The following is a 13,324-nucleotide window of genomic DNA, read 5'->3' as shown; positions in this document are numbered from 1 at the left end:
CCGCTCGGGGTGGGGAAGGCCAGCCGGGGCGCGCTGCCGTCCTCGCGGACCAGCCGGGCCTGGCTGACACCGTCATTCAGGTAGCGGATGGGGTTACGGTCGGCACCGTCGGGCGGGCACGGCCACTGCAGCGGCGTCCGGTGCAACCGGGAGTAGCTGGCGCCGCGCAGGTCGTAGCCCGTCGCGGGGTTCCAGAATCGTTTGATCTCCTCGAACACCTCCTCCGCGGAGTCATAACTGAACGACTCGGAAAACCCCATCGCGCAGGCGATTCGGGCGATGATCTGCCAGTCCGGAAGCGCTTGGCCCGGCGCGCTGAGGGCCGGCTGGAACAGGGTCAGGTTTCGCTCGGAATTGACCATCACCCCTTCGGCCTCCGACCACAGGGCGGCCGGCAACAACACGTCGGCATACTCGTTGGTCTCGGTCTCGAGGAACGCGTCCTGGCCGATCACCAGCTCGGCCCTTTCCAGGCCGGCCAGTACGGTCCTCCGGTTCGCCACGGAGGCAATGGGATTGGTGCAGACGATCCAGCAGGCCTTGATCTGGCCGTCGGCCATGCGGGAGAACATGTCGACGGTGCCCGTGCCGACCTCGGTGCGCAGCGATCCGCGCGGAATGCCCCACTGGTCCTCGACGAATTCGCGGTCGGCGACCGAGGCCACCGAGCGCTGACCGGGCAGACCCGGTCCCATGTAACCCATTTCGCGGCCGCCCATGGCGTTGGGCTGCCCGGTGAGCGAGAAGGGACCGCTGCCGGGTTTGCAGATCGTGCCGGTCGCCAGGTGCAGGTTGCAGATCGCGTTGGTGTTCCAGGTGCCGTGGGTGCTCTGGTTGAGCCCCATCGTCCAGCAGCTCATGAAGTTTTCGGCTTCACCGATCCAGCGCGCCGCGGTGTGGATGTCTTCACTTGGGATACCGGTGATTTCACCGACCCGTTCCGGACTGTACTGCCCAAGGAAGCTCGGCATCACCTCCCAGCCTTCAGTGAATTCGGCGATGAACTCGAGATCGGTGTGGCCGTTTTGGACGATCAGGTGCAGCAGCCCGTTGAGCAGCGCGAGATCGGTCCCGGGGGCGATCTGCAGGAACAGGTCGGCCTTCTCGGCCGTCGCGGTGCGGCGCGGGTCCACCACGATCAGCTTGGCGCCGGCCTTGACGCGTTCCATCATGCGCAGGAACAGGATCGGGTGGCAGTCGGCCATGTTGGAGCCGATGACCAGGAACACGTCGGCCGCGTCGAAGTCCTGGTACGAGCCGGGCGGTCCGTCCGCGCCCAGGGACAGCTTGTAGCCCGAACCCGCGCTGGCCATGCACAGCCGCGAATTCGACTCGATCTGGTTGGTGCCGATGAAGCCCTTGGTCAGCTTGTTCGCCAAATACTGGGCCTCGATGGACATCTGGCCCGACACGTACATGGCGAAGGAGTCGGGGCCGTGCCGGTCGATGATCGCCCGGAGCCGCTGCGCGCACCGAGTTATCGCTTCGTCGATGTCGATCGGCTCGAGGGGCTCGCCGCGGTCGGCTCGCACGTGTGCCGATTCCATCCGGCCGGGCGCGGCCAGCATGTCTGACGTGGTCGCGCCCTTCGTGCACAGTCGGCCGAAGTTGGCGGGGTGGCTTTTGCTCCCAACAGCTTTCGTAATGTGACGGCGGCCGCTCGCCCGGTCGGCTGTGACTTGCAACACCATGCCGCAACCGACACCGCAGTAGGCGCACATGCTCTGCACGGCGTCCCCGCGAACGCCATGGGGCTCGGTGGCCACGCCTACTTTCCTCCCCTCGAGCGCACAAATGGCCTAATGCACCAAATAGTGCGGCAACGATGTTTCGGCATCGGGTGTCCGATGTTTCCGCCGTTTTACGGCTTCCTTTCACCGGACCCGGGCTACCCTGTGAGGTCCCCGGAATGCCAGGTAATCGCAGGTCAGCGCCGATCTGCGACGTCGGCCAGATTACCCGCGTTCCCCGGTGAATTGCCGCTCAGAACCACGCTTCCGACGAAACAAATGGGACATTCACAGTTTTCGTTAAGCTCACAATGTGCGCCGCCCGATTGTGATTCTGCTGATCTTGTTGGTGTCGGCCTGTGGGGGAAATCCGACGGCGCCGCCGGCGTCGCGGGGCGATACATGTAAGGATTCCGACGGTCCGACCGCCGACACGGTGCGGCAGGCCATTGCCTCGGTCCCAGTCGAGGTGCCGGGCTCGACGTGGGTCGAAATCGCACGGGGTCACACCAAGAAGTGCCGGCTGTACTGGATTCAGGTCATCCCGACCATCGCCAGCGAGTCGACGCCGCAGCAGCTCCTATTCTTCGACCACAACACACCGCTGGGCTCGCCCACGCCGAACCCGAAGCCGTACATCACGGTGCTGCCGCCCTCCGACGACACGATCACCGTTCAGTATCAATGGCAGGTCGGCAAGGACGAACCCTGTTGTCCCACCGGAATCGGCACGGTGAAGTTCCAGATCGGATCCGACGGCAAGCTGCAGGCGCTCGGCAAGATCCCGCATCAGTAGCGCTGGCGCACAACCGCTTCCGCGGACTCAGTCCGGCAGGTTCTCCGGGTGCAGCATCTCCGCGTACCGCAGCGGCTCGGGGATGCCGAACCCGTCCACCAGCGTCTCGGCGTAGGGGCGCAACTTGCGGCATCGATCGTTGATGCCGCGAGTGACGGCCTTGGCCCGCCCGGTCGACAGGTAACCATGCTCGATATACCACGCCTTGTCGTCCTCGATCACCGACAATGCGTACAAATCGCAGACCATTTCGAGCAGCTCGCGGGCGTCCGCGTCCTCGCACGAGTCGATCCCGGCGACGAACGCCTCCAGCACTATCCGGTCGATGTGCGCGCTCGCCGCGTGCAGCACGTGATCCTGCACGGCGTTGAACGCGTCGAATTCCGACATCTCCTTGGATTTGCCTTGCAGTCGGCGCGCCACCGAAGACAAAAGGTAGTCTTCGCGTTCCTCGAACATGGTGACCTGGGTGCCGCGGTTGAACAGGCTGCCTTCCTCTTCGCTGTCTTGGCGGGCGTCGATGATCGTCTGCATAATCGCCTCGGCCGCAGTGCGTTTCCGCACCCGCTCACCGACGGTGTTGGCGGCGAAGCGCACCCATTCGACGGGGCTCATGCTGCGGATGTCGTCGGCGTACGCCGTCAGCAGCTCCTTGGCCACCAGTTGGGTCAGCACATGGTTGTCGCCCTCGAACGTGGTGAACACGTCGGTGTCGCCGCGCAGCCCGATCAGCCGGTTCTCGGCCATGTAACCCGCGCCGCCACAGGCCTCCCGGGCCTCCTGGATGGCCCGGGACGCGTGCCAGGTGTTGGCCGCCTTGAGCCCCGCGGCCCGCGCTTCCAGCTCGCGCTGCTCGTCGGCGTCGGGGGCGTCCGCGGTCTGGATGTCGTGGCACTTGCTGACCAGCTCGTTCTGGGCGAACTGCAGCGCGTATGACCTCGCGATCAACGGAAACAGCCGGCGCTGATGCACCAGGTAGTCCATGATCAGCACCTCGGTGTCGTCATCCGGGGCCTTGAATTGCCTGCGCTGCAACGCATATCGAGTTGCGATGTCCAGCGCGACGCGCGCCGCGGCGCCCGCGCTGCCGCCCACCGTGATCCGGCCGCGAACCAGCGTGCCCAGCATGGTGAAGAACCGCCGGTTGGGGTTGTCGATCGGCGAACTGTAGGTGCCGTCCGGCGCCACGTCGCCGTATTTGTTCAGCAGGTTCACCCGCGGGACGCGGACGTGATCGAAGACGATGCGGCCGTTGTCCACACCGGGCAGGCCGCCCTTGTACTCGCAGTCCGACGTCGTCACCCCTGGCAGGTCGTTGCCGTCGGCGTCGCGGATCGGGACCAGAACGCAGTGCACGCCGTGGTTGACCGGCTTTCCGTCCTCGGTGGTGATCAATTGCGCGAAAACCGCTGCCATGGTGGCGGTTTCGGCGGCGCCTCCGATGTAATCCTTGCGGGCCGTCGGGGTGGGGGAGTCGATGACGAACTCCTCGGTGTCGACGTCGTAGGTCGCGGTGGTCTCCACCGACTGGACGTCGCTGCCGTGCCCCGTCTCGGTCATCGCGAAGCAACCGCGCAGCTCGAGGCTGATGATCTGCTTCACGTACGCCTCGTGGTGGCGCTCGGTGCCCAGGTTCTCGACGGCACCGCCGAACAGCCCCCACTGGACCCCGGCCTTGACCATCAGCGACAGGTCCGACATCGCGAGCATCTCGATCATCGTGATCGCCGCGCCCACGTCGCCGGTGCCGCCGTGCTCCTTACGGAAGTTGTCGGCGGCGGCCCCGAACGCCGCCATGATCCGCATTTGCTCCGCCACCTTGGTGCGGGCGATCACCGTGTTCGGCGTGTAATGCGGGCGGAACAGCTCCTCGGTCATCGTGGCCCGCATCCGGTTCTTCACGTCGCGCCACCGCCCGTCCAAGGCGTTGCGCAAGTGTTCGGCCGTGCTCTTCGTGTCTGGCGCCATGAAAGGACGGTATCCCGCTGCTCAGGCCTTGAAACAGGCCTTGGATAACAATCGCCCAACGTGCACCGGTTGTGGGTTTTGGCATTGTCAAGCGCTGAGTGCACGCTCGGCGCGGCGCTGGGGTCAGGTCGGCCGTTTGGGCGCTCGCAGCCGGTAGAGGGCAAAGCCGGCCGCGCCGGCGCCGAAGCCCAACAGCATCACCATGTCGAAGATCCACCAACCCGAATAGTGGGTCCACATGAGGGCGTTGGCGGCGAGCGCGTCGACCCTGCGCAGATCGGCGACCGACGCCGACGCGGCGAAGCCCCACTGGGCCGGGACGAACCACGAAACCTGCTGAAAGCCCCACTTGCTCACCAGCTGCACCAGGCTCCCGTTGAACAGCAGCGACGCCAGGATCACCAGCACCAGCAGCGGCAGTACCTCACGCAGCCGGCTGCCCATGGCGGACAGCGCCAGCCCGACGACCGCCGACACGACAGCCGTCACGCCCACGCTCAGATACAGCTCAGCAGTGGCCCCGCCGGAGAAGCCCAACAGCACCGGGCCGTGCACCGGCCCGCCTTTCACCGCGACGACGATCGCGAAGACGATGCCCGACAGGATGAGCGCGGCCAGGCCGAAGACGACGATCTTGGCGCCCAGATAGGCCGGGGTCGAAAGCCCGAGTGCCTGCTCGCGTCGGAAGGGGCGGCGCTCTTCCACCAGCGTGCGGATGGTCAGGGCCGTCCCCACGATCACCGCGGCGATGTTGAGCGCGGCCAGGATTTCGATGGCTTCGTGGGGGTTGGAGCTGCTCGGGTTCGGTCGCTCCAACCCGGAATCGCCGGGGATCAACAACGCCAGCGCCGCCAAGACGAAGGGCAGGATCGCCAGGAACAGGAAGTAGAGGTGGTCGGCGAAGAGCAGGCGGAGCTGGCGACGGACGAGCAGCCGGACTTGCCGCTTCGTGGCGAGCTTTTCGGGCAGCGGCCACGGCGCGGCGACCTGCGGCGGCGCGGTCGGCGGGGGTTGTCGAGCGCGAAACGCGCGGTGCGCGCCGTCGGGATCGGCGCCGACCTGCTCGAGGACTGTCGCCCAGTCGGTGCTGCCCATCGCGGACTCGACCTGCAACGGCGTCCCGAGGAAAGCCGGGGCGCCCCGCGCGGTCAGGACCAACACCTGGTCGCAGAGGTTGAGGTTGCTCAGCGACGAGTGCGACGGCATCGCGACCACCACGACACAGCCGATGTCGGCCTGCCGGCGCAGGATCGCCATCACGCGGTCTTGCTGCGGCGCATCGAGCCCGGCGCCGGGATCGTCGACCACCAGCAGCGTCGGCCGGGTGACCAGTTCGACCGCCAGCGACGCGCACCGGCGCAGCTCGGGTGGCAGTTTGCTGATCCGAGTTGCGCGGTGGGGCGCCAGCTCGAGCTCCTCGAGCACCTGATCGACCACCCGCCGACGGTGCTCGGCGGCGGTGTCCGGCGGCAGGCGCAACTCGGCGGCGTAGCCCAGGGCCTGTTCGACCGTGAGCCGCGGATGCAGGCACTCGTCGCCGCGGACGATCCCGATGCGCGAGCGCATCGACTCGGGCTCGGCGTGCACGTCGTGGCCGTCGACCGTAATCGTTCCGGAGCTGAGTCCCCTTGTGCCGGCCAGCAGTTCGAGCAGGGCTGAGTTGCGCGCCGTCGACGGTCCCACGATCGCGGTCAGCGTCCCCACAGCAGCCGTGAACGAGATGTCCGTGAGCACCTCGTGCCCGTCGACCGTGAGTCCCAGCTGGTACGCCGTGACCCCACTGGTCCGCGCGCCGGATCGCAGCGGCAGCCGATACGTCGTGTTGCCCTCTTGGGTGCGGAAGGAGGGGCCAGCGGTCGGCAGCTTCCGCGTGGTCATCCGCTCGATCAGGCCCGGACCGTCTGACGGTTCGTCCGCCGCGGCCGCGTTGGCTTCGACGAGGGGCGGCGCCGGGGGTTCCGGCGGGGCGGGTGGACGAGGCGGCTCGGCCGCTGGCGGCTGGGGTGGCGGGATCGGGATTGGCTGGGTGCCGCGCTCGGTCGGCGCCCGCAAGCTGGGGTCGTTCGGGCGGTTCCGGGTGACAGGCGGCGGCGGAGCGGGTGAATCGATCTGGAAAACCAGCCGCGGGCCTCGCTGCGGATCGCCGATCGTGATCGCCTGGCCGGAGTGCACGTCGACGGTCGGCACCCGCGAGCCGTTGACGAACATCCCGCGGGGGCTGTTGTCGATGGCCACCCAGTGGCGGCCGGTGAACCGCAGCACCACGTCGGGGTGGGGCGGCGCCTGGTGGCCCGGTGGCCCCAATGGGATGTCGACCCCCGGGCCGTAGCCCACCAGCACGTCGCGACCGGGCGCGAAGACGTACCTCGTCGGTCCGACCCATACGGTCAACGGGGGGGCCGGGAAGGCGGAAGCCTCGGGCCGCATCACCGCCACCTTTCCATCACTGGTCAGTCCGAACTTCCAGTGTCTACCCGCCCGCGGCGGTGCAGCCACCGGACGGCGCCGTCACAGCGTGTGGCGGCGCGGCGTCGCCGACGCGTTCTCGAGCAGCCGCCGCAGGACCTCGACCGCCTGCTTGAGCACCTCGCGGTCGGCCGGCTCGAGCAGGGCCAACTGCGGTTCGATCGCGGCGGCCCGGTCGGCCCGAACGGCGTCTAGCGTGCGTATCCCGTCGGCCGTGATGCGGATGCGGACCGCCCGGGCGTCGCCGGGGTCGACGGTCCGCGTCACCAGGCCGGCGTCCTCCAGGCGGCGCACCTGGGTGGTCATCGTCGGCTGGGAACAGTGGTCGACGCCCGCCAGGTCGCCGATCCGAGCCTCTCCGTGCGCCTCGATGGTGGCCAGCAGCCGGGCCTGCGCCGCGGGCAGCGGCATCTGGATGCGCTGGGTGGCCAGCCGGTTGAGCCGGGCGACCACGGCGAGGAGGTCGGCTCCGAGGCCGGACTGGGGCTCAGTGTTTGCGGCGTCAACGACATCAGTGTGGTTGGCGGCGGATGCGTTCATACACCCATGGTTGCATAGCTTTGCTAAGCGAGACGGACGCCACACGCGTCGCCGCAAAAACCCAGCGTGCAGAGTGTGGCGCGGGGACTTGCCGCTGCGGCCTGGCAGAATCGGTGAGGTGACCGTCCCCCGACCATCCCGATCGAGCGACCGGGGTGGACCGCTGCGACCGGTCGAATTGGCACAGGCCGCCGTCATGGGGGCGCTGTGCGCGGTCATCGCCATCCTCTCGGTGGTCGTCCCGTTCGCCGCGGGACTGGCCTTGCTGGGCACCGTGCCCACCGGGCTGCTGGCCTACCGTTACCGGTTCCGCGTCCTGATGGCCGCGACGGTCGCGGCCGGGATGATCGCCTTCCTGATCGCCGGGTTGGGCGGCCTCATGACCGTCATCCATTGCGTCTACATCGGCGGTCTGACCGGAATCATCAAGCGCAAGCGCCGCGGGCTACCGTCGGTGATCGTTTGGTCGTTGGTCGCTGGCCTGGCATTCGGCGCCGCCGACGTCATCGGGCTGACCGTGATGACCCGCCTGCGTCACCTGATCTTCGACGTCATCACCGCGGATGTGAACGGCGTCGCGGCCTTCCTGGCTCGGATACACATGCAGGGCGTTGGCGAGGACTTGAAGCGGTATTTCGCTCTCGGCGTGCAGCATTGGCAGTTGCTGGTGCTGATCTATTACCTCGTCGGGATCCTGGTCGTGTCGCTGATCGGCTGGTGGGCGCTGTCTCGCCTGCTGGATCGGATGCGCGGCATCCCCGACGTGCACAAGTTGGACGCATGGGACGAGAGCGGGCCCGAGGAGGGCCCCGTCGGGCCGGTGCCGGTGCGGCTGGACAAGGTGCGCTTCCGTTACCCGGGTGCCCGCCGGGACGCGCTGCGCGAGCTGAGCCTGGACCTGCAGGTCGGCGAACACGTCGCGGTCACCGGACCCAACGGTTCCGGGAAGACCACGCTGATGCTGATTTTGGCCGGCCGCGAACCGACGTCGGGCACGGTGCAGCGCCCGGGCGCGGTGGGCCTCGGCAAGCTGGGCGGCACCGCGGTCGTGCTGCAGCACCCCGAAAGCCAGGTGCTGGGCACGCGGGTCGCCGACGACGTGGTCTGGGGTCTGCCGCCCGGCACCAAGATCGACGTGGACCGGCTGCTGAGCGAGGTCGGCCTCGACGGGCTCGCGCAACGCGAGACCGGAAGCCTCTCCGGGGGCGAACTGCAGCGCCTGGCGCTCGCCGCGGCGATGGCCCGGGAGCCGGCGTTGCTCATCGCCGACGAGGTGACCACCATGGTCGACCAGCAGGGACGGGATACGTTGCTGCGCGTGCTGTCCGATCTGACCAAGCGCCACCGCACCGCCCTGGTGCACATCACGCACTACAACAACGAGGCCGATTCCGCCGACCGCACAATCGATCTCAGCGATTCCCCGGATAACGCAAGCATGGTCGAGACGGTGCCCGCGCCGGCCGGAACCAATGGGGCCACCACGGTCAACCGTCGCTCGCAGACGCCGGTGATCGAGCTTGTCGGCGTCGGCCACGAATACGGCAGCGGCACGCCGTGGGCCAAAACCGCACTGCGCGACGTCAGTTTCACCGTGGAGCAGGGAGACGGGGTGCTGATCCACGGCGGCAACGGCTCGGGCAAGTCGACGTTGGCCTGGATCATGGCCGGGTTGACGGTGCCGACGACCGGTACCTGCCTGATGGATGGCGTGCCCGTCCACGAGCAGGTCGGCGCGGTGGCGTTGTCGTTCCAGGCGGCCAGGTTGCAGCTGATGCGCAGCCGCGTCGAATTGGAAGTTGCCTCGGCAGCGGGCTTTTCGCCGCGGGAGACGGATCGCGTCGCCGAGGCGCTGGCCGTCGTCGGACTCGATGCCACCCTGGCCAAGCGGCCCATTGACCAGCTCAGCGGCGGTCAGATGCGCCGCGTGGTGCTGGCGGGACTCCTGGCCCGTTCGCCGCGGGCGCTGATCCTCGACGAGCCGCTGGCCGGGTTGGACGCCGCCAGCCAGCGCGGCCTGCTGCGGCTGCTGGAAGACCTGCGCCGTGAGCAGGACCTGACGGTGGTTGTCATTTCGCACGACTTCGTGGGGCTGGAGGAGCTGTGCCCACGCACCCTGCACCTGCGCAACGGCACGCTGCAGCCCGTGTCGGCCACGGCGGGGGGCATGGCATGACCGCGACCTCCGCCCCCACGCGCGGCTCGACCCGACGCACGCCGCGCCCCGTCGTGCTGCTTGTACCGGTGCCCGGAACCTCCGCAGTCCACGAACTGTGGGCGGGCACCAAACTGCTCGTCGTCTTTGGCGTTTCGGCGCTGCTGACGTTCTACCCGGGCTGGGTGACGATCGGGTTGGTGGCGGCGCTGGTCTTGGCGGCGGCCCGGATCGCGCGCATTCCGCGCGGCGCGCTGCCGTCGGTCCCGCGGTGGTTGTGGATCGTCATCGCCCTGGGCGGCATCACCGCCGTGCTCGGCGGCGGCACCCCGAAGTTCTCGATGGGTGGCCTTGAGATCGGACTCGGGGGAGGCTTGCACTTCCTGCGGATCACGGCGCTGTCGATTGTGCTGCTCGCGCTTGGCGCGATGGTGTCCTGGACCACCAATGTCGCCGAAATAGGGCCCGCGCTGGCCACTTTGGGCCGACCGTTCAAGCTGCTGCGGATCCCGGTCGACGAATGGGCGGCGGCCCTGGCCCTCGCACTGCGCGCCTTCCCGATGCTGATCGACGAATTCCAAGTGCTCTACGCCGCCCGCCGGCTGCGGCCCAAGCGAATACCGCGCAGCCGCAAGGCCCGTCGCCGACGCCACGCCCTGGAGCTGATCGACCTGCTGGCCGCCGCCACGACCGTCACCCTGCGGCGCGCCGACGAGATGGGCGACGCGATCACCGCCCGCGGCGGTGCCGGTCAGCTCTCGGCCAATCCGGCGCGGCCCAAGCTGGCCGACTGGGTGACCATCGCGATCACCGTCGCGGTCAGTGCCCTGGCCGTGGTGCTCGAGACGATGTTCCACACGATGCCCTAGGCATGGCCGACGTTCGCCGCAGTCGCAGCATCGCGGCGCGCCCCCAACAGATCTGGGACGTGCTTGCCGACTTCGGCGCGATCAGTTCGTGGTCCGGCAATGTCGACCACTCGTGCATCCTGTTCTCCGGAGCCGACGGGGCGGCCGTCGGCACCGCCCGGCGAGTCCAGGTCAAACGCGATGCCCTCGTCGAACGCATCACCGAGTTCGACCCGCCGCGCGCCCTGGCCTACGACGTCGAGGGCCTGCCCAGCCGCGTGCGCAGGATGAAAAACCGCTGGACGCTCGATCCGGCCCCGTCGGGCTCGACCGTCGTGACGCTGACGAGCACGGTCGAAATCGGCGCTGGCCCCGTCCAGAAACTCGCCGAAGGTGTCCTGTGTCGGTTTCTCGCGCGACAGTCCGACGTGATGCTGGCCGGGCTCGCGAATCGATTGGAGAACGCCCGTGTCTGATCGCCCCGATGTCATCATCATCATGACCGACGAGGAGCGCGCCGTCCCCCCGTACGAGGCGCGCGAGGTGTTGGCGTGGCGCGACCGGACGTTGCGCGGGCGCAAGTGGTTTGACGATCACGGCGTCAGTTTTGGCCGGCACTACACCGGCTCGCTGGCCTGCGTGCCCAGCCGCCCGACGATTTTCACCGGCCATTACCCCGACCTGCACGGGGTCACCCAGACCGACGGCATCGGCAAGACGGCCGACGATTCCCGCATGCGCTGGCTCCGCCAGGGCGAGGTGCCCACCCTGGGCAACTGGTTTCGGGCGGCGGGTTACGACACGCACTACGACGGCAAGTGGCACATCTCGCACGCCGACCTCGTCGATCCCTCGACCGGGTGTTCATTGCTGACCAACGACGACGACGGCGTCGTCGATGGCGCGGCCGTCCAGCGCTACCTGGACGCCGATTCGCTTGGCCCGTTTGGCTTTTCGGGATGGGTGGGCCCCGAACCGCACGGCGCGCTGTTGGCCAACGCGGGCGTTCGCCGGGACCCGCTGATCGCCGACCGCGTCGTCGCCTGGCTGACCGACCGCTACGCCCGCCGCCGCGCCGGCGACCCTGACGCCCTGCGCCCGTTCCTGTTGGTCGCCAGCTTCGTCAACCCCCACGACATCGTGCTGTTCCCCACCTGGGCGCGCCGGGGTCCGGTCAAGCCGTCACCGCTGGACCCGCCGCCGGTGGCCGCGGCGCCCACCGCCGACGAGGACCTGTCGACCAAGCCGGCCGCCCAAATCGCCTTCCGCGAGGCGTATTACTCCGGCTACGGCCCGGCACCGGCGATCAGCCGAACCTACGAGCGCAACGCCCAGCGCTACCGCGACCTCTATTACCGCCTGCACGCCGAGGTGGACGGGCCCATCGACCGCGTGAGGCGGGCGGTCACCGAGGGTGGTTCAGCCAACGCGGTGCTGGTGCGCACCGCCGACCACGGCGACCTGCTGGGCGCCCACGGTGGGCTGCACCAGAAATGGTTCAACCTGTACGACGAGGCGACCCGCGTTCCGTTCGTGATCGCCCGCATCGGCGAGCGGCCGACCGGGCCACGCCTGGTGACCGCGCCGACGTCGCACGTCGACCTTGTGCCGACGCTGCTTTCGGCCGCCGGCATCGACGTGGCCGCCGCCGCTTCCGCTCTCGCCGAGTCGTTCTCGGAAGTCCACGAGCTGCCCGGCCGCGACCTCATGCCGATCGTCGACGGGGCGCCCGCCGATAACGCGCGGGCCGTCTACCTGATGACCCGCGACAACATGCTCGAGGGCGACAGCGGCGCCTCAGGGCTCGCGCGCCGCCTGAAGCGGACCGTCAATCCGCCTGCGCCGCTGCGGATTCGGGTGCCCGCCCACACCGCGTCCAATTTCGAGGGACTCGTGGTGCGCGTCGACGACGCGACGGCGACCGAGGGCGGTGGGCACCTGTGGAAGCTGGTCCGCACCTTCGACGACCCGGCCACCTGGACCGAACCCGGGGTGCGCCACCTCGCGGCCAACGGCCTCGGCGGCGAGGCGTACCGGACATCGCCAGTGGACGACCAGTGGGAGCTGTACGACCTGACCGCCGACCCGATCGAAGCCGACAACCGCTGGACGGATCCCGACCTGCATGACCTGCGCCAGCACCTGCGCACGCAGCTCAAGCATGTCCGGGCCGCCTCCGTGCCGGAGCGAAACCGCCCGTGGCCCTATGTATCCCGGCGGCCACCGACGCCGTCACCGTCGAAGCTGAGGCGTCTGGTTGGGTGGGTGCGCGGCGCACATCGTTAAGTCCGCATCCGGTCGATGAGGTTGGACAGCACGACGATGCTTTCGCTGCGCTCGATGTCCGCGCTCGAGCGGATGCGCTCCAGCGCCGCCTCCAGGTGCCGCATGTCGCGGGCCAGCACGTGCAGGATCGCGTCAGACGTTCCGGTGACCGTCGCCGCGCTGACCACCTCGGGCATGTCCACCCACGCCGCCCGTAGCCGATCGGGTTCGATCGTGCCGTGGCAGAACACCTGCACGTAGGCCTCCGTCTTCCAGCCGAGCGCGTTGGGGTCGACGACCGTCGTGAAGCCCCTGATCGCCCCGTCGTCGAGCATCCGGTCGACACGGCGCTTGACCGCCGGCGCCGAAAGATTCACCGTCTGGCCGATCTCCGCGAAGGTGGCCCGCGCATTTCTGGTCAGCTCGGCGAGGATCCGCTCGTCCGTCTCGTCCAGGCGGTCCATCTGTCACCCCTTAACAAATCGCCGTGCTCGGAGCTGTCGCGCAATAAATCGATTATAGACACGCAAGAAACGTCGTTTGCTTGTTTGAGCCG

General features: G+C 68.5%; 10 protein-coding genes. 5 read left to right on the top strand and 5 right to left on the bottom strand.

Features of this window, described 5'->3' with window-relative positions:
* On the bottom strand, positions 1-1,721 hold a 1,721-nt coding region (locus A5706_RS30670), incomplete at its 3' end, for a molybdopterin-dependent oxidoreductase (protein WP_156767426.1).
* Between the two features lie 337 nt (positions 1,722-2,058).
* Between A5706_RS30670 and A5706_RS30665 the strand changes: the two genes are divergently transcribed.
* Positions 2,059-2,526: an LppP/LprE family lipoprotein gene (locus A5706_RS30665; RefSeq protein WP_068140024.1), complete on the top strand. Its 468-nt coding sequence runs from the start codon at positions 2,059-2,061 to the stop codon at positions 2,524-2,526.
* Positions 2,527-2,553: 27 nt separating this feature from the next.
* On the opposite strand, the gene A5706_RS30660 is transcribed toward A5706_RS30665, so the two are convergent.
* The 3 genes from A5706_RS30660 to A5706_RS30650 form a co-directional block, all read right to left on the bottom strand.
* Positions 2,554-4,494: an acyl-CoA dehydrogenase gene (locus A5706_RS30660; protein WP_068140009.1), complete on the bottom strand. Its 1,941-nt coding sequence runs from the start codon at positions 4,492-4,494 to the stop codon at positions 2,554-2,556.
* Positions 4,495-4,617: 123 nt separating this feature from the next.
* A complete protein-coding gene (locus tag A5706_RS30655) occupies positions 4,618-6,921 on the bottom strand; it encodes an ATP-binding cassette domain-containing protein (protein WP_068140021.1) in 2,304 nt (767 codons plus the stop codon).
* Positions 6,922-7,002: 81 nt separating this feature from the next.
* On the bottom strand, positions 7,003-7,500 hold the full coding sequence (locus A5706_RS30650) for a MarR family winged helix-turn-helix transcriptional regulator (RefSeq protein WP_068140006.1): 498 nt from the start codon (positions 7,498-7,500) through the stop codon (positions 7,003-7,005).
* A gap of 118 nt (positions 7,501-7,618) precedes the next feature.
* On the opposite strand from A5706_RS30650, the gene A5706_RS30645 reads away from it, so the two are divergent.
* Genes A5706_RS30645 through A5706_RS30630 form a run of 4 tightly spaced genes read left to right on the top strand, consistent with a single transcriptional unit; the run spans position 7,619 to position 12,789 of the window.
* Positions 7,619-9,676, top strand: a complete 2,058-nt coding sequence (locus tag A5706_RS30645) for an ATP-binding cassette domain-containing protein (protein ID WP_082964752.1) — start codon at positions 7,619-7,621, stop codon at positions 9,674-9,676.
* A complete protein-coding gene (locus A5706_RS30640; protein ID WP_068140003.1) occupies positions 9,673-10,524 on the top strand; it encodes an energy-coupling factor transporter transmembrane protein EcfT in 852 nt (283 codons plus the stop codon). The genes A5706_RS30645 and A5706_RS30640 overlap by 4 nt, the downstream gene beginning before the upstream one ends.
* Before the next feature lie 2 nt (positions 10,525-10,526).
* On the top strand, positions 10,527-10,979 hold the full coding sequence (locus A5706_RS30635) for an SRPBCC family protein (protein ID WP_068139999.1): 453 nt from the start codon (positions 10,527-10,529) through the stop codon (positions 10,977-10,979).
* A complete protein-coding gene (locus tag A5706_RS30630) occupies positions 10,972-12,789 on the top strand; it encodes a sulfatase-like hydrolase/transferase (RefSeq protein ID WP_068139996.1) in 1,818 nt (605 codons plus the stop codon). The genes A5706_RS30635 and A5706_RS30630 overlap by 8 nt, the downstream gene beginning before the upstream one ends.
* Here the strand turns inward: A5706_RS30630 and A5706_RS30625 are convergent.
* On the bottom strand, positions 12,786-13,232 hold the full coding sequence (locus A5706_RS30625) for an Lrp/AsnC family transcriptional regulator (protein ID WP_067156435.1): 447 nt from the start codon (positions 13,230-13,232) through the stop codon (positions 12,786-12,788). The genes A5706_RS30630 and A5706_RS30625 overlap by 4 nt on opposite strands.
* Between the last annotated feature and the right edge of the window lie 92 nt (positions 13,233-13,324).

The organism is Mycobacterium sp. E796, assembly GCF_001672815.1.
Lineage (GTDB): Bacteria > Actinomycetota > Actinomycetes > Mycobacteriales > Mycobacteriaceae > Mycobacterium.
The sequence above is the reverse complement of the archived record's forward strand: the minus strand, read 5'-3'. Positions and strand labels throughout refer to the sequence as shown.

Excerpts from the sequence above, each read along its gene's own strand:
- A5706_RS30650 (WP_068140006.1), bottom strand. The coding sequence starts at position 7,500 with ATGAACGCATCCGCCGCCAACCACACTGATGTCGTTGACGCCGCAAAC.
- A5706_RS30625 (WP_067156435.1), bottom strand. The coding sequence starts at position 13,232 with ATGGACCGCCTGGACGAGACGGACGAGCGGATCCTCGCCGAGCTGACC.
- A5706_RS30640 (WP_068140003.1), top strand. The coding sequence starts at position 9,673 with ATGACCGCGACCTCCGCCCCCACGCGCGGCTCGACCCGACGCACGCCG.
- A5706_RS30660 (WP_068140009.1), bottom strand. The coding sequence starts at position 4,494 with ATGGCGCCAGACACGAAGAGCACGGCCGAACACTTGCGCAACGCCTTG.
- A5706_RS30635 (WP_068139999.1), top strand. The coding sequence starts at position 10,527 with ATGGCCGACGTTCGCCGCAGTCGCAGCATCGCGGCGCGCCCCCAACAG.
- A5706_RS30655 (WP_068140021.1), bottom strand. The coding sequence starts at position 6,921 with ATGCGGCCCGAGGCTTCCGCCTTCCCGGCCCCCCCGTTGACCGTATGG.